Consider the following 22,585-nt stretch of genomic DNA (forward strand, 5'->3'; position numbering starts at 1 on the left):
GTCGCTTAGTGCTTATGGCCACAGCCGGTGTGGTTCTTTGAGCCCGGCCCGGTCAGCGTGACGCCGGTCTCGCGGCCGCTGTCGCCTTCGAAGCCGGAGGCGTGCAGGCGGTCCATGTAGTTGGCCCACAGCGCGTCTTTTTCATTGCCCAGCTTGTACAGATAGTCCCAGGTGTACAGCCCGGTGTTGTGGCCGTCGGTAAAAGTCGGCTGCACCGCGTAGTTGCCCACCGGGTCCATCGCCGCGATGCCCACTTCGCGCTTGCCCACTTGCAGCACCTCCTGCCCTTCGCCATGTCCCTTCACCTCGGCCGACGGCGAATACACGCGCAGCAGCTCGAACGGGATCGAGAACGAGGCGCCGTCGTCAAATTCGACGTCCAGCACTTTGGACTTGTTGTGGACGGTCAGGCCGGTAGGTTGTTTGCTCATACTTGCTTGCTCATTGCTTATGCTTTCAAACGTTCGATAATCGCGGCGTGCAGGGCCGGCAGCAGCGCGCGGCGCGCGGCCAGCACTTCCGGCGCCGACGCACGCTGCGCAACAGCCCAGGTCGGATTCGGGAAGTGCGCATCGTCCACATAACGCGGAATCACATGCCAGTGCACATGGGGCGTCATGTTACCAAAACTGGCCAGATTGCTCTTTTCCGGCGCCATCACCGCGCGTTGCGCGGACTCGACGGCCCACACCACATCCATCACGCGGCTGCGTTCGGCCGGCGACAGATCCGTCATTTCCTTGACGTGCGCATTCCACACCACGCGCGTGAAGCCCGGATACTCGGCCTCGTCCACGGCGACCACCGACAGCTGGTGATCGCCCCAGATCAGCGCCGATACCGGCATCGGCGCTTCCAGCAGCTTGCACAGATCGCAGGCCATTACACCAGCACCCGCTCGATGCCGCCGTCGTTGGCGCGCTTGACGTAGTCGGCCATCCAGTTCTCGCCCAGCAGGTGCTTGGCGATCTCGACCACGATGTAGTCGGCCGTGGTGCCGGCATCTTCACCGTAGCGCGACACGCCACCCAGGCAGGCCGGGCAGCTGGTCAGGATCTTCACTTCGCCTTCGAAGCCGTCGGCGCGCAGCTTGTCCGCGCCCTTGATGACTTCCTCTTCCTTGCGGAAGCGCACCTGCGTCGAGATGTCGGGGCGCGCGATCATCAGCGTGCCCGAATCGCCGCAGCAGCGGTCGTTTTTCTCGATCTTGACGTTGTCGTGCGTCTGGATCAGCGTGTTGACGGTCTTGGTCGCTTCCTGCAACTTCATCGGCGTGTGGCAAGGCTCGTGGTACATATAGCGCGTGCCGGTCACGCCTTCCAGCCGGACCTGTTTTTCCATCAGGTATTCATGGATGTCCATGATGCGGCAGCCCGGGAAGATCTTGTCGAACTCGTAGGTCGCCAGCTGGTCGTAGCAGGTGCCGCACGAGACCAGCACGGTCTTGATGTCCAGATAGTTGAGCGTATTCGCCATGCGGTGGAACAGCACGCGGTTATCGGTCATCATCTTCTCGGCCTTGTCGTACTCGCCGGCGCCGCGCTGCGGATAGCCGCAGCACAGGTAGCCCGGCGGCAGCACGGTCTGCACGCCCACTTCCCACAACATGGCCTGGGTGGCCAGGCCCACCTGCGAGAACAGGCGCTCCGAACCGCAGCCCGGGAAGTAGAACACCGCTTCCGTATCGGCATTGGTGGCCTTGGGATTGCGGATGATAGGGATGACCTTGTCGTCCTCGATATCCAGCAAGGCGCGCGCGGTTTTCTTCGGCAGGCCGCCCGGCATTTTCTTGTTGATGAAGTGGATCACCTGCTCGCGCACCTTCGGCTTGCCCACCGTTGGAGGCGGCGCCTTGGTCTGCTTCTTGGCGAACTTCTTCAGCAAGTCATTGCCCAGACGCTGGGCCTTGTAGCCGATGCCGACCATCGCCGCGCGGGTGGCGTTGATGGTGGCCGGATCGGTGGCGTTGAGGAAGAACATCGCCGCCGACTTGCCGGGATTGAAGCTCTTCTTGTCCATCTTGCGCAGCAGGTTGCGCATGTTCATCGACACGTCGCCGAAGTCGATGTTGACCGGACATGGGGTCACGCATTTATGGCAGACCGTGCAGTGGTCGGCCACGTCCTCGAATTCTTCCCAGTGCTTGATCGAGATGCCGCGGCGGGTCTGCTCTTCGTACAGGAAGGCTTCGATCAGCGACGAGGTCGCCAGGATCTTGTCGCGCGGCGAGTACAGCAGGTTGGCGCGCGGCACATGCGTAGAGCAGACAGGCTTGCACTTGCCGCAGCGCAGGCAGTCCTTGACGCTGTTGGCGATCTCGCCGATATCGCTTTGCTGCATGATCAGCGATTCGTGGCCCATCAGGCCAAACGACGGCGTGTAGGCGTTGGACAGGTCGGCTTCCATGCCGGCCAGGTTCAGCAGCTTGCCCTTGTTGAAGCGGCCTTCCGGATCGACCCGCAGCTTGTAGTCGCGGAACGGTCCGATTTCCTCTTCGGTCAGGAACTCCAGCTTGGTGATGCCGATGCCGTGCTCGCCCGAGATCACGCCGTTGAGCGAACGGGCCAGCTTCATGATGCGCGCGACGGCCTGGTGCGCCAGTTGCAGCATCTCGTAGTGGTCCGAGTTGACCGGCAGGTTGGTGTGCACATTGCCGTCGCCGGCGTGCATGTGCAGCGCCACGAACACGCGGCCGCGCAGCACGCGCTTGTGGATCGCGGTCGCTTCGTCGAGGATCAGCTTGTAGGCCGCGCCGTTGAAGATCTGGCGCAGCTGGGCGCGGATTTCCTGCTTCCACGTGACGCGGATGGTGCGGTCCTGCACCACGTCGAACAAGGTCGCGTCCGGCTGGGTTTTCAGGCGTTCCTCGAACACCGGCAGCAGCCGCTCCAGGCCCAGTTCGGCCAGTTGCGCGCTGACGGCGGTCAGCGGTTTGTCCAGCTCGGCCAGCAGGAAGGTCCAGCGCGCCGCCACCTGGGTCAGCAGCGCTTGCGCCTGCTCGGCGCGGTCGCCCATCATTTCTTCGTCGCCCACGCCGTCGTCGGCGTCGTCGCTCTTGCCGATCGGCAGATTGCCGGCCGCGAAGAACTGGTGCAATTCATCGGTCAGCTGCAGCTTGTTCTTGATCGACAGTTCGATGTTGATGCGCTCGATGCCGTCAGTGTATTCGCCCATGCGGTTGAGCGGGATCACCACGTCTTCGTTGATCTTGAAGGCGTTGGTGTGCTTGGCGATGGCGGCGGTGCGGGCGCGGTCCAGCCAGAATTTCTTGCGCGCTTCCGGGCTGACGGCGACGAAGCCCTCGCCCACGCGGGTATTGGCGATGCGCACCACTTCCGACGCGGCCAGCGCGACGGCGTTTTCATCGTCGCCGACGATGTCGCCGAACAGCGCCATCTTCGGCAGCACGCCGCGTTTCGACTTGGTGGCGTAGCCGACCGCGCGCAGGTAGCGCTCGTCCAGGTGCTCCAGGCCGGCCAGGCGCAGCGTGCTGAACTGCTCGCCCTTGGCCGGCAGGCCGTCCAGGTAATCCTTGATTTCGACGATCGACGGGATCGCGTCGCGCGCCTGGCCGAAGAACTCCAGGCAGACGGTACGGGCGAACTTCGGCATCTTGTGCAGGATCCAGCGGCTCGACGTGATCAGGCCGTCGCAGCCCTCTTTCTGGATGCCCGGCAGGCCGGCCAGGAATTTGTCGGTGACGTCCTTGCCCAGGCCTTCCTTGCGGAACTTGCGGCCTTCGATTTCCAGCAGTTCGGTCTTGAACGGCTCGCCTTTCGATTCGCCGCGCGCGGTCGGATGGGTCCACTCCAGCTTGAAGCGGGCCAGCGGCGTATCGTGGATCTTCGACAGGTTGTGGTCGAGGCGCGTGACTTCGAGCCAGTCGCCGTTCGGGTCGACCATGCGCCACGAGGCCAGGTTGTCCAGCGCCGTGCCCCACAGCACAGCCTTCTTGCCGCCCGCATTCATCGCGATATTGCCGCCGATGCAGGAGGCGTGGGCCGAGGTCGGATCGACCGCGAACACGAAGCCGGCCTTCTCGGCCGCTTCGGAAACCTTGTTGGTGATGACGCCGGCGCCGGTGTAGATGGTCGCGTATTCGCGGTCCAGGCCGGGCAGCACTTTCATTTCCACCGCGCCCATGTTGAGCAGTTTCTCGGTGTTGATGACGGCCGACATCGGCGTCAGCGGGATCGCACCGCCGGTGTAGCCGGTGCCGCCGCCGCGCGGGATGATGGTCAGTCCCAGCTCGATACAGCCCTTGACCAGGCCGGCCATTTCTTCCTCGGTGTCCGGGGTGAGCACCACGAACGGATACTCGACGCGCCAGTCGGTGGCGTCGGTCACGTGCGAGATGCGCTTCATGCCGTCGAAGCAGATGTTGTGCTTGTCGGTGTAGCGGCCCAGCACCTTGTTGGTGCGCTTGCGCAGATCGTAGACCTGCTTGAATTCCTCGCCGAAGTCGGCCACCGCCTTGCCGGCCGCGCGCAGCAGCTTGGCGACATTGAGGCTGCGTTCGCGCGCGGCCTCGTCATCCTGATTTGCGCCGGTGTCGTCGACGGTCAGGCGGCGCTTGTCCACCTCGGCCAGGCGGTGATGCAGCGCGTCGATCAGTTCCTGGCGGCGCTTCGGGTTGTCCAGCATGTCGTCCTGCAGATACGGATTGCGGCGGACGGCCCAGATGTCGCCCAGCACTTCGTACAGCATGCGCGCCGAACGGCCGGTCTGGCGGGCGCCGCGCAAGGCATCCAGCAAGCTCCACGACTCCTCGCCCAGCAGCCGGATGACGATCTCGCGATCGGAAAACGACGTGTAGTTGTAAGGAATTTCACGAAGGCGCGTGGCCTCGGGACCGTGGGGCGTTTCCGCCAGCAGAGCTTGGATTTGTGCAGGGGCATTCATTGTGAGATTGGACTTGTAGACTGAACCCGGGAGGGTCATTCTAGCGTATTGCGGCGCACCACGCCGGAACAGCCTTAGGCGGCAGAGGGGCTATCCGGGTTGCAACAACCCGCCAGAAATTTGCAAATTCCGGATTTTGTTGGCAATAACGGATAAATACCCGATATAAAACTGAATGAAATTCATGTGCAAACGCTTATGGCAATATGATAGCTTGCACAAAATTAGCCCAGCAATTGGCCGATACGATGCCAAACCCCGTCCGGCACGTACAACAGCAAAGCGGTCATGGTCAGGTAGCGCAGCAGTTTTCCGACCGCCATGTAGGCGATGCTGGGCCAGAAAGGCAGCCTGAGCCAGCCGCCCAGGGTGCACAGCGGATCGCCGATGCCGGGCAGCCAGGCCAGCAGCATGGTCTTGGCGCCGTGGCGCTCCAGCCAGTGGAACCAGCGGCTTTTGCGTTCCTTGGCGAACGATTGCTTGGCCTGGTAGCCCATCCAGTAGTCGACGGCGCCGCCCAGCGTATTGCCGACGGTGGCGACGGCGATGACGCTCCAGAACAGGGCCGGGTTGGCCTTGATGACGGCAAACACCGCCGGTTCCGAGCCCAGCGGCAGCAAGGTGGCGGAGATCAAGCTGATGATAAAGACCGACGTCAGGCCCACTTCCGGCGCCGCCAATACGTGCAGCAGCCAGGCGATTGCAGATTCGATCATCGGTTTCTTTGAGCGGAAGGAAAGGTGTCCATTATAATGAGTCGCACACCGCATGATTGAACCGTACGGCCGCGCAGCCATCCGCGCGCGGCCCGCGCCCCTGCTTCACCCGGTCACACGCCGGATAGTTAGCACTGAATGAGCAAAGCACCCAACCTGGGGTCAGGTCTGACATTCGGACACGAGCTGGTCCGTAACAGCAATTACGGACCAGCTCGTGTCCGAATGTCAGACCTGACCCCGGGGTTGAGCCCCGGAATCACACTGTTTGCAAACCATGACTATCGACTATCTGAAGAAAATCCTGACCGCGCGCGTCTACGACGTCGCTACTGAAACCCCGCTGGAACTCGCGCCGACGCTGTCGCAGCGCTTCGAGAACCGAATTTATTTCAAGCGCGAGGACATGCAGAGCGTGTTCAGCTTCAAGATTCGCGGCGCCTACAACAAGATGGCCCACCTGAGCGACGCCCAGCGCAAGCGCGGCGTGATCTGCGCTTCGGCCGGCAACCACGCCCAGGGCGTGGCGCTGTCGGCGGCGCGCATGGGCTGCCGCGCGGTCATCGTGATGCCGACCACCACCCCGCAGGTCAAGGTGGAAGCGGTCAAGGCGCGCGGCGGCGCCGATGTCGAGGTGGTGCTGCACGGCGAATCCTATACCGACGCCTACAACCACGCGCTGTTGCTGGAGCAGGAACAGAAGCTGACCTTCGTCCACCCGTTCGACGATCCGGACGTGATCGCCGGCCAGGGCACCATCGGCATGGAAATCCTGCGCCAGCATTCCGGCCCCATCCACGCGATCTTCGTGCCGATCGGCGGCGGCGGCCTGATCTCCGGCATCGCCGCCTACGTCAAGCAGATCCGCCCGGACATCAAGATCATCGGCGTGCAAAGCCTCGATTCCGACGCCATGGCGCGCAGCGTCAAGGCCGGCGAACGCGTCACGCTGTCCGACGTCGGTCTGTTCGCCGACGGCACGGCGGTGCGCCTGGCCGGTGAGGAAACCTTCCGCCTGGTGCAACAGTACGTGGACGACATCATCCTGGTCGATACCGACGCCATCAGCGCGGCCATCAAGGACGTGTTCAGCGACACCCGCTCGATCCTGGAACCGTCCGGCGCACTGGCCGTGGCCGGCGCCAAGGCCTATGTCGAGCGCGCCGCGCTGAGCAAGGACCCGGTCAGGAACGAAACGCTGATCACCATCGCCAGCGGCGCCAATATGAACTTCGACCGCCTGCGCTTCGTCGCCGAACGCGCCGAGCTGGGCGAAGCGCGCGAGGCGGTGTTCGCCGTCACCTTGCCGGAACAGCGCGGCAGCTTCAAGCGCTTCTGCGCGCTGGTCGGCCCGCGCAACGTGACCGAGTTCAACTACCGCATCAGCGACAAGGACGAGGCCCATGTGTTCTGCGGCGTGCAGATCGCCGACCGCAGCGAGTCCGGGGTGCTGGCCCGCACCTTCGAACAGAACGAGTTCAAGACGCTGGACCTGACCCACGACGAGCTGGCCAAGGCCCACATCCGCCATCTGGTGGGCGGCAAGAGCGCGCTGGCCAAGGACGAGCTGCTGTACCGTTTCGAATTCCCCGAGCGTCCGGGCGCGCTGATGCGCTTCCTGAACTCGATGGCGCCGAACTGGAACATCTCGCTGTGCCACTACCGCAGCCAGGGCGGCGACGTCGGCCGCATCCTGATCGGCCTGCAGGTGCCGGCCGAGGAAATGGACCAGTTCGCGCAATTCCTGACCACGCTGGGCTACCGCTACTGGGATGAGAGCGCCAACCCGGTGTACAAGCTGTTCCTGGGCTAACCCCGTCTCCCCTAAGCGACGGAGCATGCTCCGTCGCTTAGGGGTCAGACCCCGCATGGGGTCTGACCCCACCACGCTTGAGGGGTGAAACTGCGCTACCATTCACCTTTACCCGAATCACACATCGCCATGACCAACACCGTCGACTTGTCCCCACTGGGAAAAACCTCCGCCTACCGCACCGACTACGCGCCGGAACTGCTGTTCCCGATCGCGCGCCAGGGCAAGCGCGACGAACTGGGCCTGACCGGCACCCTGCCCTTCTTCGGCGTCGACATCTGGAACGCCTACGAAATCTCGTGGCTCAACGCGCGCGGCAAGCCGCAGGTGGCGATCGCCCGCATCACCGTGCCGGCCGACTCGCCCAACATCATCGAATCGAAGTCCTTCAAGCTGTACCTGAACTCCTTCAACCAGACCCGCCTCGACAGCGTGGTCGCGCTGAAGAACCTGCTGCAACAGGACTTGTCGAACGGCTTCGGCGCCACCGTCCACATCTCGCTGACCCAGCCGGAGGAATTCGGCATGGTAGAAATGGGCGAGCTCGACGGCTTGCTGCTGGACCGCCTCGACATCGACGTCGACCACTACCACCCGGCGCCGGAGCTGCTCAAGGCGGCACTGGACGAGGAACCGGTGGAGGAAAAACTGATCTCGCATCTGCTCAAGTCGAACTGCCTGGTCACCGGACAGCCGGACTGGGCCAGCGTGCAGATCCACTATGCCGGCCCGCAGATCGACCAGGAAAGCCTGCTGCGCTACCTGATCGGTTTCCGCGAGCACAACGAGTTCCACGAGCAATGCGTGGAGCGCATCTTCACCGACATCCTGCGCGAATGTCAGCCTCAGCAGCTGTCGGTGTACGCCCGCTACACCCGGCGCGGCGGGCTGGACATCAACCCCTGGCGCAGCAACTTCAGCACAGCACAGAAACCACCCAATCTTCGTGGCGCACGTCAATAAATCTGGCGCTTTTTCCAATCAAACAGGAAAAATCAGGCGTATGATATGCAAATGGGGCGCCGTTGTTGACCACAGCGCGCCATACGGCCCAACCGGCCTGAAAACGCGCAAATAATCGGAAATTCGCCCCAAGCCCTGGCGAAAAACCGGCGTTTTCCGTGATTTCTATTCAGAAATAGCGATTCCTTTCTTTGGTGCATAACAATCCAGCCCGCGCGCCGGCTGGCGGACACAAGCGTAACAACGGGCGCGCGCGATTTCCTGTTACATGGCGCAGAAACAAGCCTATAATTCTGCTCGCATGCCACCTTTGTGCGTTGCAACATTCTATGTCGCGTTATGAATAACCTTAGCAAAATACTCTCACTGGAAAACGTGCTGCTGGATCTGGAAGTCTCCAGCAAGAAGCGCGCGTTCGAGCAAGCCGGCCTGATCTTCGAGAACAACTGCGGCATCGCCCGCTCCACCGTGTCGGACAACCTGTTCGCGCGCGAGCGGCTGGGCTCGACCGGACTGGGTCATGGCGTCGCCGTCCCGCACGGCCGCATCAAGGGCATGAAAAGCCTGAAGTCGCCGCTGGCGGCCTTCGTCCGCCTGGCCGAACCGATACCGTTCGAGTCGCCCGACGGCAAGCCGGTCAACCTGCTGTTCTTCCTGCTGATTCCGGACCACGTCACCCAGCAGCATCTGGAGATCCTGTCCGAGATCGCCGAGATGTTCTCCGACGACGCTTTCCGCACCGCGCTGAGCACGGATGCGGATCCGAAATCGGTGCACTCGCGCATCATCAACTGGATGCCGAGCCTGCAGGCCGCGGGGTGAGATTTTCTTGGTCGTCAGACAATAGGTTAAACTAGGCATCAGTTCATCCTCATGTAAAGACGACCCATGCTGCAAACTCCGCTGACGATACAACGCCTCTACGACGACAATCGCGAAAGTTTGCAGCTAGGCTGGTTCGCCGGCTTCCCCGGCGGCGAACGCCTGATCTCCGGCGACGTCGCCTCGGCCGCCGACCAGGTCGGCCACTTGAACACCATCCACCCGGGCCGCATCCAGGTCTTCGGGCACCAGGAAATCAACTACTACCAGCGCCTGAAGTCGCTGACGCGCGCCCACGTCATCGGCGAGCTGATCGCCGGCGGCCCGCCGGCGCTGATCATCGCGCAGGGGCTGGAAACGCCGCCCGACATCCTCGCCATCTGCGACGAAAAAAACATTCCGCTGTTCTCCACGCCGCTGCCGGCCGCGCAGGTGATCGACTTCCTGCGCGTCTACCTGTCGAAGAAGCTGGCGCAGCGCATCATCATGCACGGCGTGTTCATGGACGTGCTGGGCGTGGGCGTACTGATCACCGGCGATTCCGGCCTCGGCAAGAGCGAGCTGGGCCTGGAACTGATTTCGCGTTCGCACGGGCTGGTGGCCGATGACGCGGTGGAGTTTTCGCGCATCGCGCCCAACATGATCGAAGGCCGCTGCCCGGCGCTGCTGCAAAATCTGCTGGAAGTGCGCGGGCTGGGGCTGCTGGACATCAAGGCCATCTTCGGCGAGACCGCCGTGCGCCGCAAGATGCGCCTGAAGCTGATCGTGCACCTGGTGCGGCGCGGCGCGGCCGACGAGGAAGTGGAACGCCTGCCGTTCCAGTTCCCGACCGAGGACGTGCTGGGCCTGCCGATCCGCAAGGTGGTGATCCCGGTGGCGGCCGGCCGCAACATCGCGGTGCTGCTGGAGGCCGCCGTGCGCAACACCATCCTGCAACTGCGCGGCATCGATACCCTGCAAGAGTTTATGGAGCGCCAGCGACAAGCGATGAGCGGAGATTGATGGCGCCAAGGAGCCTGCCCTTGCATGGGCAGGCCGTTCCGCAGGCACGGGACGATGTCCCGCGAATTCCCTGCTCCACCGCCAGCGACAAGCGATGAGCGGAGATTGATGGTGCCAAGGAGCCTGCCCATGCATGGGCAGGCCGTTCCGCAGGCACGGGACGATGTCCCGCGAATTCCCTGCTCCACCGCCAGCGACAAGCGATGAGCGGCGACTAAGCCGGCATCCAATAGCTTTTCCGCATCATTGCGAAAACTAAACATGGTCATTCTGGGCAAGTAAGTCCGGCCTGCGGTATCATCGGGGCCTATGCGCATCGTACTCATTACTGGTATTTCCGGCTCCGGCAAGTCCGTGGCCCTGAACGTCCTGGAAGACACGGGACACTATTGCGTCGACAATCTGCCGCCGGCCCTGCTCTCCAGCCTGGTGGACACGCTGGTTGCCGAAGGCCTGCAGGCGCTTGCGGTAGCGGTCGACGCGCGCAGTGCCGAATCGCTGGCCACGCTGCCGGCCGCCGTCGAACGCCTGCGCGAGCAAGGGCACGACGTCAAGGTCATGTTCCTGACCGCGAACACGCACTCGCTGGTGGCGCGCTTCTCGGAAACGCGGCGCAGCCATCCGTTGTCGCACGAATTGCGGCCGGGCCAGAACCCGGCGGCGCGCCGCACGCTGATCGAATGCATCTTGGAAGAGCGCGAACGGCTGTCGGCCATCGAGCAGCTGGGCCATGTGATCGACACCTCGGAGCTGAGCGCCAACAAGCTGCGCGCCTGGGTCAAGGACCTGGTGGCGATCGAGCGGGCGCCGCTGATCCTGTTCTTCGAATCGTTCGCCTTCAAGCTGGGCGTGCCGCTGGACGCGGACTTCGTGTTCGACGTGCGGGCGCTGCCGAACCCCTACTACGACCTGACCCTGCGCCCGCTGACCGGCCGCGACGCGCCGGTGATCGACTTCCTCAACGCCCAGCCGAGCGCGCTGGACTTGATGAACGACATCCGCGTCTTCATCGAGAAATGGCTGCCGTCCTTCAAGACCGACAACCGCAGCTACCTGACGGTGGCGGTGGGCTGCACCGGCGGCCAGCACCGCTCGGTCTACATGGCAGAGCAACTGGCGGCCTACTTCCAGCAATCCGAACGCGTCATCCTGCGCCACCGCGAGCAGGCCTAGAGGAAAAATTTTTTCGCCAGCGTGTCGATTTTGTGTGCCGTCACCCGTCGTAGGGATGAAGCACCGATTGCCTATTCCACCTCAACCAGGGAAACGCTATGAACAAACAGATCATCCTCAACCTGCCCGTGAAGGACCTGGACAAATCCAGGGCCTTCTTTGCCGCGCTCGGCTTTAGCTTCGATCCCCGATTCAGCGGCGAGAACGCGGCCTTCATGAACATTGTCGACGGCGCCATCCAGGCCATGCTGACGACCGAACCCTTCTTCAAGTCCCTGATCGACAAGCCCCTCGCGAACGCCAAGGAAGCCAATGAACTCGTCATATGCCTGAGTTGCGAAAGCCGGCAAGAAGTGGACAGCCTGATCGCCAAGGCCCTTGCCGCCGGCGGCCGCATACCGCATCCGCCCGAGGACCATGGCTTTATGTATGACCAGGGCTTCGAGGATATCGATGGCCACCTGTGGAACCTGGTCTGGTCGGCGCCGGAAGCCTGATCAGCGGCTCCAGTGCACCACTTCGATGGTGTGGCCGTCCGGGTCCTTGATCATGGTGCCGAAATAGCGCTCGTTGATGTCCGGCCGCAAACCGGGCTCGCGCAGCACGGTCGCGCCCTGGCCCATCGCCGCGTCGAAGAACTCCCTGGCCGCCTGCTGGCTGGGCGCGGAGACGGCCACATGGGTGCGATCGCCTGCCAGCGCGCCGTCGGCCGCCGATGGGTAGAGGCAAAAACTCCAGACGCCGTCGGCGCCGTAAATCACCTGGGTGGCGTCGCTGTGCTGCAGGGTGTAGCCCAGCGGCGCGAAGCAGGCGGTGTAGAAATCCGTGGCGCGCGGCAGTGCGCGCGTGCCGATGGAAACATGGTCGATCATGATGCGGTCCTCCTCAAGTTGGAAGGCCCATCATACTGAGCGGCGGTGAGACAAAATTGCATACTTGCCCGTCCCGATGCAAGAATTACCCGATCTTCACAACGGCACTTTGGTTTCGAACTTGGCGCAGTTCATGGCCAGCAAGCTCTTGTAGTTGCTGACGTTGTTATTCGACGTGAACACGCGCCGCGTGAAGGCCTGAAACGCTTCCATCGACACCGCCGTCACCACCAACATGAAGTCGAATTCTCCCGCCACTTCGTAGCAGGCCATGACGTCGGGCTCTTCGCGCATCAGCGATTCGAACATTTTCAGCAGCGAGGTGTTCTGCTGCTCCAGCTGCACCGTGACGAACGCCGTCAGCGGACGGCCGACGCGCACGCGGTCCACCAGCGCCACCTCCTTGACCAGCACGCCGCTGGCGCGCAACTGCGCGATGCGGCGCTGGCAGGTGGCGGCCGACGCGTGCACCTGCTCGGCGATGCGCCGCAGCGGGACGGTGGCGTCCTCCTGCAGCAGGTTCAATATCTGGATATCGAGTCGGTCCAGTTCAACGGCCATCGGCGCTTAGTCCAGATGGCGCAGCGGGTGGGCGTAGTCCGGCCACACCGGCTGGAAGAAGCGCTGCACCATGGCCTCGCTGACTTCGTCCAATGAGGCCGGCTTCCATTGCGGCGCGTTGTCCTTGTCGATGACCAGCGCGCGCACGCCTTCGATCACTTCGCCGTCTTCGAAGTTGTGGCGCACCAGCGTGCGCTCCATGCGCAGGCAGGCGGCCACGTCCAATGCGGCGCCGCGCTGCACCAGCTCGTGCGTCACGCACATCATCAGCGGCGAGCGCGTGGCCATCACCTGCAGCGTCTTTTGCGCGAAGGCGCCGTCGTCGGTTTTCAGCGAGGCGATGATGGCGGGCACCGAGCCGGCGCCGAAGTGGCGGTCGATGGCGGCGCGCTCGGCCGCCAGCTTGCTGTCGCCCGCCGCGGCCTTGAACGGCGCCGCGAAGGCGGCAATGGTGGCGGCCAGTTCCGCGCCCGGCGTAGCCTCAAGCAGCGCCGACAGTGCCGCCATCTCGCCGCCCGGCACAAAGTGATCGGCCAGGCCCGCATGCAACGCATCGGCCGCGCCGATGGTGACGCCGGTGACGCCCAGATAGCAGCCCAGCTTGCCCGGCGCGCGCGCCAGGAAATAGCTGCCACCCACGTCCGGGAACAGGCCGATGTTCACTTCCGGCATGGCCATCTTGGTGCGCTCGGTGACGATGCGCACGCGGCAATCAGGACCGCCCTGCGCCACGCCCATGCCGCCGCCCATGACCACGCCGTCCATCAGCGCGACGTAGGGCTTCGGATAAAAATGGATCAGGTGATTGAGCGCGTATTCCTCGGTGAAGAAATCCTCCACCAGCGCGCTGCCGCCCTGCGGCGTGGCGCGGCCGGCGTCGTAGAAGAAGCGGATGTCGCCGCCGGCGCAGAAAGCCTTTTCGCTGCTGCTGCGGATGACGACGGCGGCCACGCCGCTGTCGTCGCGCCACGCCATCAGCGCCTGCGTGATATCGCGCACCATCGCCAGCGACAAAGAGTTCAGGGCCTTGGGCCGGTCCAGTGTGATGAAGCCGGTTCCGTTGCTGACGCTGGTGTGGACGTATTCGCTCATGAGGGACATAGGGTGGTTGAGAAAACCCTATTCTACTGCGACTTGCCGGGCGCCAGATGCTCAAGCGGATTGGCCAGGTTGAGGTCGCCGCCCAGGCGCGGCTGGAAGTTGGCCTTGGCCGGCATCAGCTCCGCCCTGCCCTCGTGCCGCGCGTAGAGGATGGCGAACGACATCTCGCTGGCATTGGCCCGTTCCTGCGCAAAGCCGGTGGCCTTTTCCATCGCCGACGGATCTTGCGCGGCGGCCAGCGTGAAGCGCATCAACTGGTCCAGCTTGGCGGAGTGCAGGTCCAGGATGGACGCGCTCATCACCAGCGGCACGGCGGCGAACACGTGGTAGTGCAAGGCCTTGGCCGCGCGCTCCATTTCCGCCGGCAGCGAACCGTCCGCCGCCACCTGTCCCATCGCGTGTTCGAACACCTTACGGCCCCAAGCGAGGTAGCGCTCGTCATGCGTCACGCCGCCCACCGCCGTCACCGCCAGGCCCTCCCAGTAGTAGTGGTTATTGCGCGCGCCCTTGTGCGCGTCGGAATGCGCCATGGTGGCGTCGGCCAGTGTCTTGAACCAGGTTTCGATAGCCTGCTGCTGCGCCGGGCTGGCGGCCGGCTTGACGCGGGCGTAGCTCAGCGCCATGCCGCCCAGGGTCCACTTGCGCACGTACCAGGCCTGCTCGCTGGACAGCTTGCCCAGCAAGGCCCGCTGCCCGGCCCAGCTCTCCAGCCAGCCCAGCGCGCAGGCGGCGTTGCCCTGGCTGGCGTTCTGCGCCACCTCGGCCAGGAAGTCGTCGATCGGCTTGGTGTTGGCGATATTGCGCGCACGCAGCACCGGATCGATGACGGAGTGATGCGCATCCGAGTAATAGCTGTTGGCGTCGATGTCGATCACGGCCGGCGGCGGCGCAGGACAAGCCGAGGCCACGGCATCCGAAAAGGCTAGCGTCAGCAGCCATGCCGTAAATAGTTTAGCTCGTTTCATGCCACTCCCATTGGAAGAATTAGGAAAACGTTTACTCTAAACCATTTAGGCGCAAAAAAGGGCGCCTCTGCGCCCCTAGTTTGATGGTGCCGGGGCCGTTGTTATAGGGCGGCGGCAGCGGGTTCGTAGCTATCCGGGAGATGCTTGATCGCATCGTGGCCGTGCTCTTGGACCTTGGCTTTGTATTTCATGACCTGCCGATCCAGCTTGTCGATCAAGGTATCGATGGCGGCGTACAGGTCCTGCGACAGGCTTTCCACGTAGACGGTCTTGCCCGACATGCGCAGGTTGATTTCAGCCTTCTGGCGTTTCTCTTTCTCTTTGAGGTTATCTACAGTCAGGATGACAGCAATATCAATCACTTGATCAAAGTGGCGGGTGACGCGTTCCAGCTTGTTCTGCACGTATTCACGGATGGCCGAGGTCACTTCGAGATGATGTCCACTGATGGTGAGATTCATACACACTCCTAAAGATAATGTCGCTTCTTACGGTTAGTGCGGAGCCCATTACTGCCGGGCGCGCAGGAACCAAGTAACTACAAAGATTTACGGAGACTGACTGGCGGGATCTTCAACGCTTCGCGATATTTGGCAACAGTGCGTCGCGCAATCACCATGCCTTGTTCTCCCAGCATGTCCGCAATCTTACTGTCGGATAAAGGATTTTTCGGGTCTTCTGCTCCTGTCAATTGCACGATGAGTGCGCGTATCGCCGTCGAACTTGCTTCCCCCCCCGCTTCGGTGGCGACATGGCTACCAAAGAAATATTTCAACTCAAACATACCGTGCGGGGTCAGCATATATTTTTGAGTTGTTACACGAGAAATAGTGCTCTCGTGTAGTCCCAGTGTATCAGCAATTTCGCGAAGCACAAGGGGGCGCATGGCAACCGCGCCATGGGAGAAAAAGTTCTTTTGTCGTTCTACTATCGCTTGTGCAACGCGCAAAATCGTGTCGAAACGCTGGCGCATATTCTTGATCAGCCACTTCGCTTCCTGCAGCTGCGCGCCCATCGCGCCCTCGCCTTTTCCCTGCTTGAGCAGGTTGGCGTACATGGCGTTCACGCGCAGGCGCGGCATGACGTCGTTGTTCAGGCTCACTTGCCAGCCGTTGCGCGCTTTTTTGACGATCACGTCCGGCACCACGTAGTCCGACACGTCCGACGCGAACGCCGAACCCGGATGCGGATTGCACTGGCGGATGACGGTTTGTGCTTCGCGCAAATCCTCGTCGTCGCACAGCAGCGCCTTCTTCAATTTGTTGAAATCGCGCTGGGCAAACCAGGTCAAATGATTTTCAACGATGGCCAGCGCCATGCGCCGCGTCACCATCGGTATGCCCGGCAGGCGCTTGATCTGCAGCGCCAGGCATTCGGACGCGTTGCGCGCGCCGACGCCCATCGGGTCGAAGCTTTGCAGCATCGACAAGGCGGTCTGCAATTCGTCGATCTCCAACTCCAGCTCTTCCGGCAGGCGGGCCAGGATTTCTTCCAGCGATTCTTCGAGGTAGCCGTTCTCGTCCAGCGCGTCGATGATCAGCTCGACCAGCGCGCGGTCGCGCATCTCCAGCACCGTGACCCGCATCTGCTCCATCAGGTGCTCGCGCAGCGTGCAGTGGCTGGCCTCCAGTTGCGGACGCGAGTCCTCGTCGTCGGGCGCCTTGCTGCGGCCGGCGTCGCTCCAGTCGACGTCGGCGTCGCTGCTGGTGCTTTCGGTGTCGGCGGCCGGGCCGTCGTAGTTGTCGGCGTCGGCGGCCGGCGCCTCTTGCGCGTTGGGCGGGCCTTCGGGCGGCGCGTCGCCGACCGGGGCTTGCTGGCTGATGGCGCCGTCCGACAGCAGCCGCAGCGAGCGGTCCAGCGGGTCGTCGAGGCGCTCCAGCAGCGGATTATCGGTCAGCAGCTGTTCCAGTTCCTGGTGCAGCTCCAGCGTCGACAGTTGCAGCAGCCGGATCGACTGCTGCAATTGCGGTGTCAGCGCGAGGTGCTGCGACGTGCGCAGTTGCAAAGACTGTTTCATGGGTTTTACATACGGAAGTGTTCACCCAGGTACACGCGACGCACCGATTCGTTGGCGATGATGTCGTCTGGCCGGCCTGAAGCCAATACCGTGCCCTGGTTGATGATATATGCGCGGTCGCAGATGCCCAGCGTCTCGCGCACATTGTGATCGGTAATGAGGACGCCGATGCCGCGTTCCTTGAGGAAGCGCACGATGCGCTGGATCTCAATCACGGCAATCGGGTCGACCCCGGCGAATGGTTCGTCGAGCAGCACGAAGCGCGGGTTGGTCGCCAGTGCGCGCGCGATCTCCACGCGGCGGCGCTCGCCGCCGGACAGCGACAGCGCCTGGTTCTCGCGCAGCTTTTCGATCTGCAAATCGGCCAGCAGGGTATTGAGCCGTTCATCAATGGCAGCCTTGGATAAAGGCTTGCCGTCCACTTTCTGGATTTCGAGGACGGCGCGGATATTTTCTTCCACCGTCAGCTTGCGGAACACCGACGCTTCCTGCGGCAGGTAGGACAAGCCGAGCGAGGCGCGGCGGTGGATCGGCAGCGACGAGATGTCGGTGCCGCTGATATCGATGCTGCCGGCGTCCGACGGCACCAGGCCGACGATCATGTAGAACGAGGTGGTCTTGCCGGCGCCGTTGGGGCCGAGCAGGCCCACCACTTCGCCGCATTCGACTTGCAGGGACACGTCATGCACGACCTGGCGCTTGCCGTAAGTCTTTTGCAGGCCTTTGACGATCAGGGTGCTACCGCAGGAAGGTTCCATGCTTATTTCCCCGGCGTCGGCACAGGCGCCGGCGTTGCGGCCGGCACCGCCAGCTTGCTCGACGGCTGCAGCACCATGGTGCCGCGTCCGCCGCCCGGCTTGCTGTCGCCGGTGGGGGTGTTCTTGACCTCGAACACTTCCTTGCGGCTGTCGTAGGAAATGAATTCGCTGTCGACCTGGCTGCTCGGCTTGCTGCCTTCCAGGCGCTTGACCTGGGCCTTGGCGAACAGCTTGACCAGCTCGGTCTTGTTGTCGTATTCGATACGGTCGGCCTGGCCTTCGACCCATTGGTCGCCGGCGCCGTCGAGCTTCTGGCGGAAGGTGGCCTGCACGCCGGCGCCGCCGGTCAGCACCACGTACTGGTAGCCCTGCGGATCTTCGGTCACCACCGCCTTGGGCGATTTCATCAGCAGCGTGCCGCGCGTCAGCACGACGTTGCCGATGAAAGTCTTGATCTGCTTGACGTCGTCGGCGTCGGCCTGATCGAAGGAGATCTGGGTCGGCTTGCTGGAGTCGGCCTTTTCGGCGTGCGCCGGGGCGATCGCCGCGACCACGGCCAGCAGCATCGCCGCCGGCAGCATCACGCGTTTCATTACCATGTGTTTCATTTTCATTTCCTCATTTTGCCGCGTGCGGCGGCATCGTAATCGTTCCGCGGCCGCCCAGTTGCACCTGCAGCGTCGCGTTGTTGGCCTTCATGCCGTTGCCGTTGGCGACGGCGGTGCCCAGATGCAGTTCGACCGGGGCCTCGGTTTCCATCCGTTGCTCGTCCGGGAACACGGTCAGCGTCGGGGCCGTCATGCGCATGGCCTGCGCCTTGGGCGAGGCCGGACGCACCACGTCCACATTACCATTGAGTTTGACGCGCGTATTGCCCTGATCGACATGGGCGGTGTCGGCGTGAATATTCATCGGCGGCTGGTCGCCGGACAGGCTTTGCACATGCGGCTTGTCGATGTCCGATGAGTCGTCGACCGGCCGGTGGGTCAGCTTGTCGCCGGAGACGATATAGGCCGGCTGGCCGGCCTTGTTCATGCGTACCATGCTGAAGCGGTCGATGATGTAATCGGGCTCGTTGCGATGCTGGTCCACCTTCGCATCCTGGCCGGCCTGGTTGACCACCTGCACCAGCCAGAAGCTGCCGACGGCGACAAACACGCCGACCAGCATGATGACGGTCAGCTGCCAGCGATGGGCTGTCTTTTTACGCATGCCAGGCCCCCGTCACACCAGGAATTGCGCCATCACGCGCTCGTACGTGCCCTGCGCGTGCAGCAGCAGCTCGCACACTTCGCGCACCGCGCCGCGACCGCCGGCGGCCACCGTGGTGTGGTGGGCGCGCTCCAGCACTTCGGCGCGGCCGTTCGGCACGGCGACGGCGAAACCGACGCGCGTCAAGATCGGCAGGTCGACCACGTCGTCGCCGATGAAGCCGACCTGCTCGGCGGTGAGGCCGGTCTTTTCCAGCAGCGCGTTGAACGGGGTCAGCTTGTCATGGCCGCCCTGGTGCAGGTGGACGATGCCGAGGTCGGCCGCGCGCTTGATCACCTGCGGCGAAGTGCGCGCGCTGATGATGGCGGTCTGCACGCCGGACTCCTGCAGCAGCTTGATGCCCAGGCCGTCGTGCACGTTGAAGGTCTTCAGCGCTTCGCCGTCGGCGCCGTAGTGCAGGCTGCCGTCGGTCAGCACGCCGTCGACGTCGAAGATCATCAGCTTGACGCGCGCGGCGCGTTCCACATACGTGAATTTGCTAGCAGCGTCCGTCATCAGATCACCTTGGCGCGGGTCAGGTCGTGGATGTGCAGCGCGCCGACCAGCTTGCCGGCGGCGTCGGTCACCAGCATCTGGTTGATGCGGAACTGTTCCATCACGGCCACGGCGTCGACCGCCAGTTTTTCCGGCGAAATGCTGCGCGGGTTGGCGTGCATCACGTCGCGGATCACGACCTTGGTGAAGTCCTGGACTTTCTCGATCATGCGGCGCAGGTCGCCGTCGGTGAACACGCCGATCGGCTTGTCGTCGGCGTCGACCACGGCGGTCATGCCCATGCCCTTCTGCGTGATTTCCAGCAGCGCGTCGGTCAGCTTGACGTCGGCGGTGACTTTCGGCACCGCGTCGCCGCTGCGCATGACGTCGCGCACGTGGGTCAGCAGGCGGCGGCCCAGCGCGCCGCCCGGATGGGAGCGGGCGAAATCTTCTTCCTTGAAGCCGCGCAGGTCCAGCAGCGCGACGGCGATGGCGTCGCCCAGCGCCAGCGTGACGGTGGTCGAGGTGGTCGGCGCCAGGTTCATCGGGCAGGCTTCCTTGGCCACGGCCACGTTCAGGTGCACGTCGGCGATCTCGGCCAGGCTGGAGCCCGGCTTGCCGGTCATGGCGATGACCTTACTGCCCATGCGCTTGACCACCGGCAGGATGGTCATCAGCTCGGCGCTTTCGCCGGAATACGAGATTGCAATAAAGGCATCGTCGGCGGTGACCATGCCGAGGTCGCCGTGGGCCGCTTCGGCCGGGTGCACGAACAGCGCCGGGGTGCCGGTCGAGGCCAGGGTGGCGGCGATCTTGCGGCCGATATGGCCGGACTTGCCGATGCCGGACACGACGACGCGGCCCTTGCAGTTCAGCAGCAACTCGATGGCCTGCACCACGCTGTCGTCGGCGTCCAGGCGGGCGTTCAGGGCGGCGATCGCCTCTGCTTCGTTCTGCAGGGTGTCGCGGGCCAGCCGCAACGCATGCGCGGCCATATTTGCGTCAAAAGCTTTCAGCATTGTTTTTTCATGGGTTACACTCATGCCCAAGTATAGCCGAATTGAGAAAGCAAAAAACTTGCCAGTCACAACATAACGCCCGCGCCGGCCCACAAACAACGAAATTATATTTACTGGCTAGGTTGATATGACGTTTTCACCTTTGGAATTAACATTGTTGTTGCTGGGGAGCGCGGTGCTGGGCGTCGTCGCTTTCCGCATGATGCACCTGCCGCCGATGCTGGGCTACCTGGCGGTCGGCATCCTGATCGGCCCCCACGCGCTGGGACTGGCCGAGTCGAGCGAGGCGTTCCACTCGCTGGCCGAATTCGGCGTGGTGTTCCTGATGTTCTCCATCGGGCTGGAATTCTCCCTGCCCAAGTTGATGGCCATGCGCGGCATCGTGTTCGGGCTGGGCATGGCGCAGGTGGTGCTGACCATCGTCGCCACCATGGTGTTCGGCTGGGCCATCGCCACGCAACTGCCGTCGGGCATCCATATCAGCTGGCAAGCCTCGTTCGCGCTGGGCGGCGCGCTGGCCATGTCGTCCACCGCCATCGTGTCAAAAATGCTGACAGAGCGGCTGGAGCTGGAGAGCGAGCACGGCCGCAAGATCATCGGCATCCTGCTGTTCCAGGATCTGGCCGTGGTGCCGCTGCTGATCCTGATTCCGTCGCTGGGCCAGCGGCCGGACGCGCTGGTCGAGACGCTGGCCTGGGCCGGCGTCAAGGCCGTGATCGTGCTGGCGCTGCTGCTGTTCTTCGGCCAGAAGCTGGTGCGCGGCTGGTTCACCGTGGTGGTCAAGCGGCGCTCGCAGGAACTGTTCATGCTGAACCTGCTGCTGATCACGCTGGGCGCGGCCTGGATCACCGAGCGCGCCGGCCTGTCGCTCGCGCTGGGCGCCTTCGTGGCCGGCATGCTCATTTCCGAGACCGAATACAAGCACCAGGTGGAAGAGGACATCAAGCCCTTCCGCGACGTGCTGCTGGGACTGTTCTTCATCACCATCGGCATGCTGCTCAATGTGCAGATGGTGCTGGCGCACTGGTGGCTGGTGCTGGTGCTGCTGGCCGGACCGGTGCTGCTGAAGTTCGCGCTGATCGCCGGCCTGGCCAAGCTGTTCGGCGCCTCCGACGGCGTGTCGATGCGCACCGGCCTGGCGCTGGCGCAGGCGGGCGAGTTCGGCTTCGTGCTGCTGAACCTGGCCGGCGGCAGCCATCTGATGGATCCGTTCATCATCCAGGTGGTGCTGGCGTCGATGGTGCTGTCGATGCTGGTGGCGCCGTTCATCATCTCCAAGTCGGACCAGATCGTAATGAAGGTGTCGAGCAACGAGTGGATGATGCAGTCGCTGGCGCTGACCAAGATCGCCAGCCGCACCATGTCCACCAACAAGCACGTGATCGTGTGCGGCTTCGGCCGCAGCGGGCAGAGCCTGGCGACCCTGCTGGGCGAGGAGAATATCGACTACCACGCGCTGGACCTGGATCCGGAGCGGGTGCAGGAGGCGCAGTCCGCCGGCCGCCACGTGTCCTATGGCGACGCCGCGCGGCGCGAGAGCCTGGTGGCCGCCGGCATCTACCGCGCCAGCGCGGTGGTGATCACCTACGCCAGCACGCCGTCGGCGCTGAAGGTGCTGCACCTGGTGCACGAGCTGGCGCCGGCCTTGCCGGTGATCGTGCGCTCGCACGACGACACCGACCTCGACCGATTGAAAGCGGCCGGCGCGGCGGAAGTGGTGCCGGAACTGATGGAGGGCAGCCTGATGCTGGCTTCGCATGCGCTGGTGATGCTGGGCGTGCCCTTGCGGCGCGTGGTGCACCGGGTGCAGACGGCGCGCGAAGAACGCTACGCCTCGCTGCGCGGCTACTTCCACGGCGCCAGCGACGCCGGCGAGGAGGCCGACCTGGAGCGTTTGCATTCGGTCACCTTGAGCGGCAGCGCGGCCAGCGTGGGCAAGCCCTTGGACGAGATCGACGTGGCCGGCGCGGGCGCCGAGGTGAGCAGCATCCGCCGCGGCAAGGGCCGGCTGGAAGTGACGCGCGAGCTCGTGCTGGAAGCGGGCGATGTGGTGGTACTGCGCGGCACCGCCGAAGCCGTCAACCGCGCCGAGCAGCGCCTGCTGCGCTAGCCTTTACCCCGCACATCACGACAGGGTCAGACCCCTCGGGGTCTG

The 22,585-nt window shown here is 63.6% G+C and carries 22 protein-coding genes; 7 read left to right on the forward strand and 15 right to left on the reverse strand.

Annotated elements, in window-relative coordinates; translation table 11 throughout:
• Positions 1–5 precede the first annotated feature (5 nt).
• The 4 genes from RUGAMON1_RS26760 to RUGAMON1_RS26775 all read right to left on the reverse strand — a co-directional run bounded on the left by RUGAMON1_RS26760 (position 6) and on the right by RUGAMON1_RS26775 (position 5,618).
• Entirely contained in the window at positions 6–431 is a 426-nt protein-coding gene (locus RUGAMON1_RS26760) for a gamma-butyrobetaine hydroxylase family protein (RefSeq protein WP_445233385.1), read from the reverse strand.
• 17 nt (positions 432–448) lie between these two features.
• Positions 449–883 carry an HIT family protein gene (locus RUGAMON1_RS26765; RefSeq protein ID WP_445233386.1) on the reverse strand — a complete coding sequence of 145 codons (435 nt, stop codon included), beginning with the start codon at positions 881–883 and terminating at the stop codon, positions 449–451.
• Entirely contained in the window at positions 883–4,902 is a 4,020-nt protein-coding gene (locus RUGAMON1_RS26770; RefSeq protein WP_445233387.1) for a DUF3683 domain-containing protein, read from the reverse strand. Before RUGAMON1_RS26770 ends, RUGAMON1_RS26765 begins: the two co-directional genes overlap by 1 nt.
• A 224-nt stretch (positions 4,903–5,126) precedes the next feature.
• Positions 5,127–5,618 (reverse strand): YqaA family protein, encoded by a 492-nt coding sequence (locus tag RUGAMON1_RS26775; RefSeq protein WP_445233388.1) that lies wholly within the window; start codon positions 5,616–5,618, stop codon positions 5,127–5,129.
• Between the two features lie 277 nt (positions 5,619–5,895).
• Between RUGAMON1_RS26775 and ilvA the strand changes: the two genes are divergently transcribed.
• The 6 genes from ilvA to RUGAMON1_RS26805 all read left to right on the forward strand — a co-directional run bounded on the left by ilvA (position 5,896) and on the right by RUGAMON1_RS26805 (position 11,888).
• Entirely contained in the window at positions 5,896–7,431 is a 1,536-nt protein-coding gene (ilvA, locus tag RUGAMON1_RS26780) for a threonine ammonia-lyase, biosynthetic (protein WP_445233389.1), read from the forward strand.
• A 129-nt stretch (positions 7,432–7,560) separates the two neighbouring features.
• A complete protein-coding gene (gene queF / locus RUGAMON1_RS26785) occupies positions 7,561–8,394 on the forward strand; it encodes an NADPH-dependent 7-cyano-7-deazaguanine reductase QueF (RefSeq protein WP_445233390.1) in 834 nt (277 codons plus the stop codon).
• A 339-nt stretch (positions 8,395–8,733) separates the two neighbouring features.
• The gene (locus RUGAMON1_RS26790) at positions 8,734–9,216 is read left to right on the forward strand and encodes a PTS sugar transporter subunit IIA (RefSeq protein ID WP_020704458.1); all 483 of its coding nucleotides are present in this window, start codon (positions 8,734–8,736) and stop codon (positions 9,214–9,216) included.
• Between the two features lie 66 nt (positions 9,217–9,282).
• Positions 9,283–10,218 carry an HPr(Ser) kinase/phosphatase gene (gene hprK / locus RUGAMON1_RS26795; RefSeq protein WP_008444515.1) on the forward strand — a complete coding sequence of 312 codons (936 nt, stop codon included), beginning with the start codon at positions 9,283–9,285 and terminating at the stop codon, positions 10,216–10,218.
• Between the two features lie 309 nt (positions 10,219–10,527).
• Positions 10,528–11,391 carry an RNase adapter RapZ gene (gene rapZ / locus RUGAMON1_RS26800; RefSeq protein ID WP_445233391.1) on the forward strand — a complete coding sequence of 288 codons (864 nt, stop codon included), beginning with the start codon at positions 10,528–10,530 and terminating at the stop codon, positions 11,389–11,391.
• A 98-nt stretch (positions 11,392–11,489) separates the two neighbouring features.
• Positions 11,490–11,888, forward strand: coding sequence for a VOC family protein (locus tag RUGAMON1_RS26805; protein WP_445233392.1), 399 nt, complete (start codon positions 11,490–11,492; stop codon positions 11,886–11,888).
• Here the strand turns inward: RUGAMON1_RS26805 and RUGAMON1_RS26810 are convergent, their stop codons facing one another.
• The 11 genes from RUGAMON1_RS26810 to RUGAMON1_RS26860 all read right to left on the reverse strand — a co-directional run bounded on the left by RUGAMON1_RS26810 (position 11,889) and on the right by RUGAMON1_RS26860 (position 20,430).
• A complete protein-coding gene (locus RUGAMON1_RS26810; RefSeq protein WP_445233393.1) occupies positions 11,889–12,263 on the reverse strand; it encodes a VOC family protein in 375 nt (124 codons plus the stop codon).
• 96 nt (positions 12,264–12,359) lie between these two features.
• Complete coding sequence (locus tag RUGAMON1_RS26815; protein WP_445233394.1) at positions 12,360–12,824, reverse strand: Lrp/AsnC family transcriptional regulator; 465 nt, start codon at positions 12,822–12,824, stop codon at positions 12,360–12,362.
• Between the two features lie 6 nt (positions 12,825–12,830).
• The gene (locus RUGAMON1_RS26820; protein WP_445233472.1) at positions 12,831–13,916 is read right to left on the reverse strand and encodes an enoyl-CoA hydratase/isomerase family protein; all 1,086 of its coding nucleotides are present in this window, start codon (positions 13,914–13,916) and stop codon (positions 12,831–12,833) included.
• Between the two features lie 32 nt (positions 13,917–13,948).
• The gene (locus RUGAMON1_RS26825) at positions 13,949–14,890 is read right to left on the reverse strand and encodes an alginate lyase family protein (RefSeq protein WP_445233395.1); all 942 of its coding nucleotides are present in this window, start codon (positions 14,888–14,890) and stop codon (positions 13,949–13,951) included.
• 101 nt (positions 14,891–14,991) lie between these two features.
• The gene (gene hpf / locus RUGAMON1_RS26830; protein WP_026334892.1) at positions 14,992–15,351 is read right to left on the reverse strand and encodes a ribosome hibernation-promoting factor, HPF/YfiA family; all 360 of its coding nucleotides are present in this window, start codon (positions 15,349–15,351) and stop codon (positions 14,992–14,994) included.
• A gap of 77 nt (positions 15,352–15,428) precedes the next feature.
• Positions 15,429–16,907 carry an RNA polymerase factor sigma-54 gene (locus tag RUGAMON1_RS26835; RefSeq protein WP_445233396.1) on the reverse strand — a complete coding sequence of 493 codons (1,479 nt, stop codon included), beginning with the start codon at positions 16,905–16,907 and terminating at the stop codon, positions 15,429–15,431.
• A gap of 5 nt (positions 16,908–16,912) precedes the next feature.
• Positions 16,913–17,665 carry an LPS export ABC transporter ATP-binding protein gene (lptB, locus tag RUGAMON1_RS26840; protein WP_445233397.1) on the reverse strand — a complete coding sequence of 251 codons (753 nt, stop codon included), beginning with the start codon at positions 17,663–17,665 and terminating at the stop codon, positions 16,913–16,915.
• Between the two features lie 2 nt (positions 17,666–17,667).
• A complete protein-coding gene (gene lptA / locus RUGAMON1_RS26845) occupies positions 17,668–18,273 on the reverse strand; it encodes a lipopolysaccharide transport periplasmic protein LptA (RefSeq protein WP_445233398.1) in 606 nt (201 codons plus the stop codon).
• 10 nt (positions 18,274–18,283) lie between these two features.
• Positions 18,284–18,877 carry an LPS export ABC transporter periplasmic protein LptC gene (lptC, locus tag RUGAMON1_RS26850; RefSeq protein WP_445233399.1) on the reverse strand — a complete coding sequence of 198 codons (594 nt, stop codon included), beginning with the start codon at positions 18,875–18,877 and terminating at the stop codon, positions 18,284–18,286.
• Between the two features lie 12 nt (positions 18,878–18,889).
• Positions 18,890–19,432 (reverse strand): KdsC family phosphatase, encoded by a 543-nt coding sequence (locus RUGAMON1_RS26855; RefSeq protein ID WP_445233400.1) that lies wholly within the window; start codon positions 19,430–19,432, stop codon positions 18,890–18,892.
• Complete coding sequence (locus RUGAMON1_RS26860; protein WP_445233401.1) at positions 19,432–20,430, reverse strand: KpsF/GutQ family sugar-phosphate isomerase; 999 nt, start codon at positions 20,428–20,430, stop codon at positions 19,432–19,434. Before RUGAMON1_RS26860 ends, RUGAMON1_RS26855 begins: the two co-directional genes overlap by 1 nt.
• A gap of 127 nt (positions 20,431–20,557) precedes the next feature.
• On the opposite strand from RUGAMON1_RS26860, the gene RUGAMON1_RS26865 reads away from it, so the two are divergent.
• Entirely contained in the window at positions 20,558–22,540 is a 1,983-nt protein-coding gene (locus RUGAMON1_RS26865) for a monovalent cation:proton antiporter family protein (protein ID WP_445233402.1), read from the forward strand.
• Positions 22,541–22,585 lie beyond the last annotated feature (45 nt).

This window comes from Duganella rhizosphaerae (assembly GCF_040364205.1).
GTDB lineage: Bacteria > Pseudomonadota > Gammaproteobacteria > Burkholderiales > Burkholderiaceae_D > Rugamonas > Rugamonas rhizosphaerae.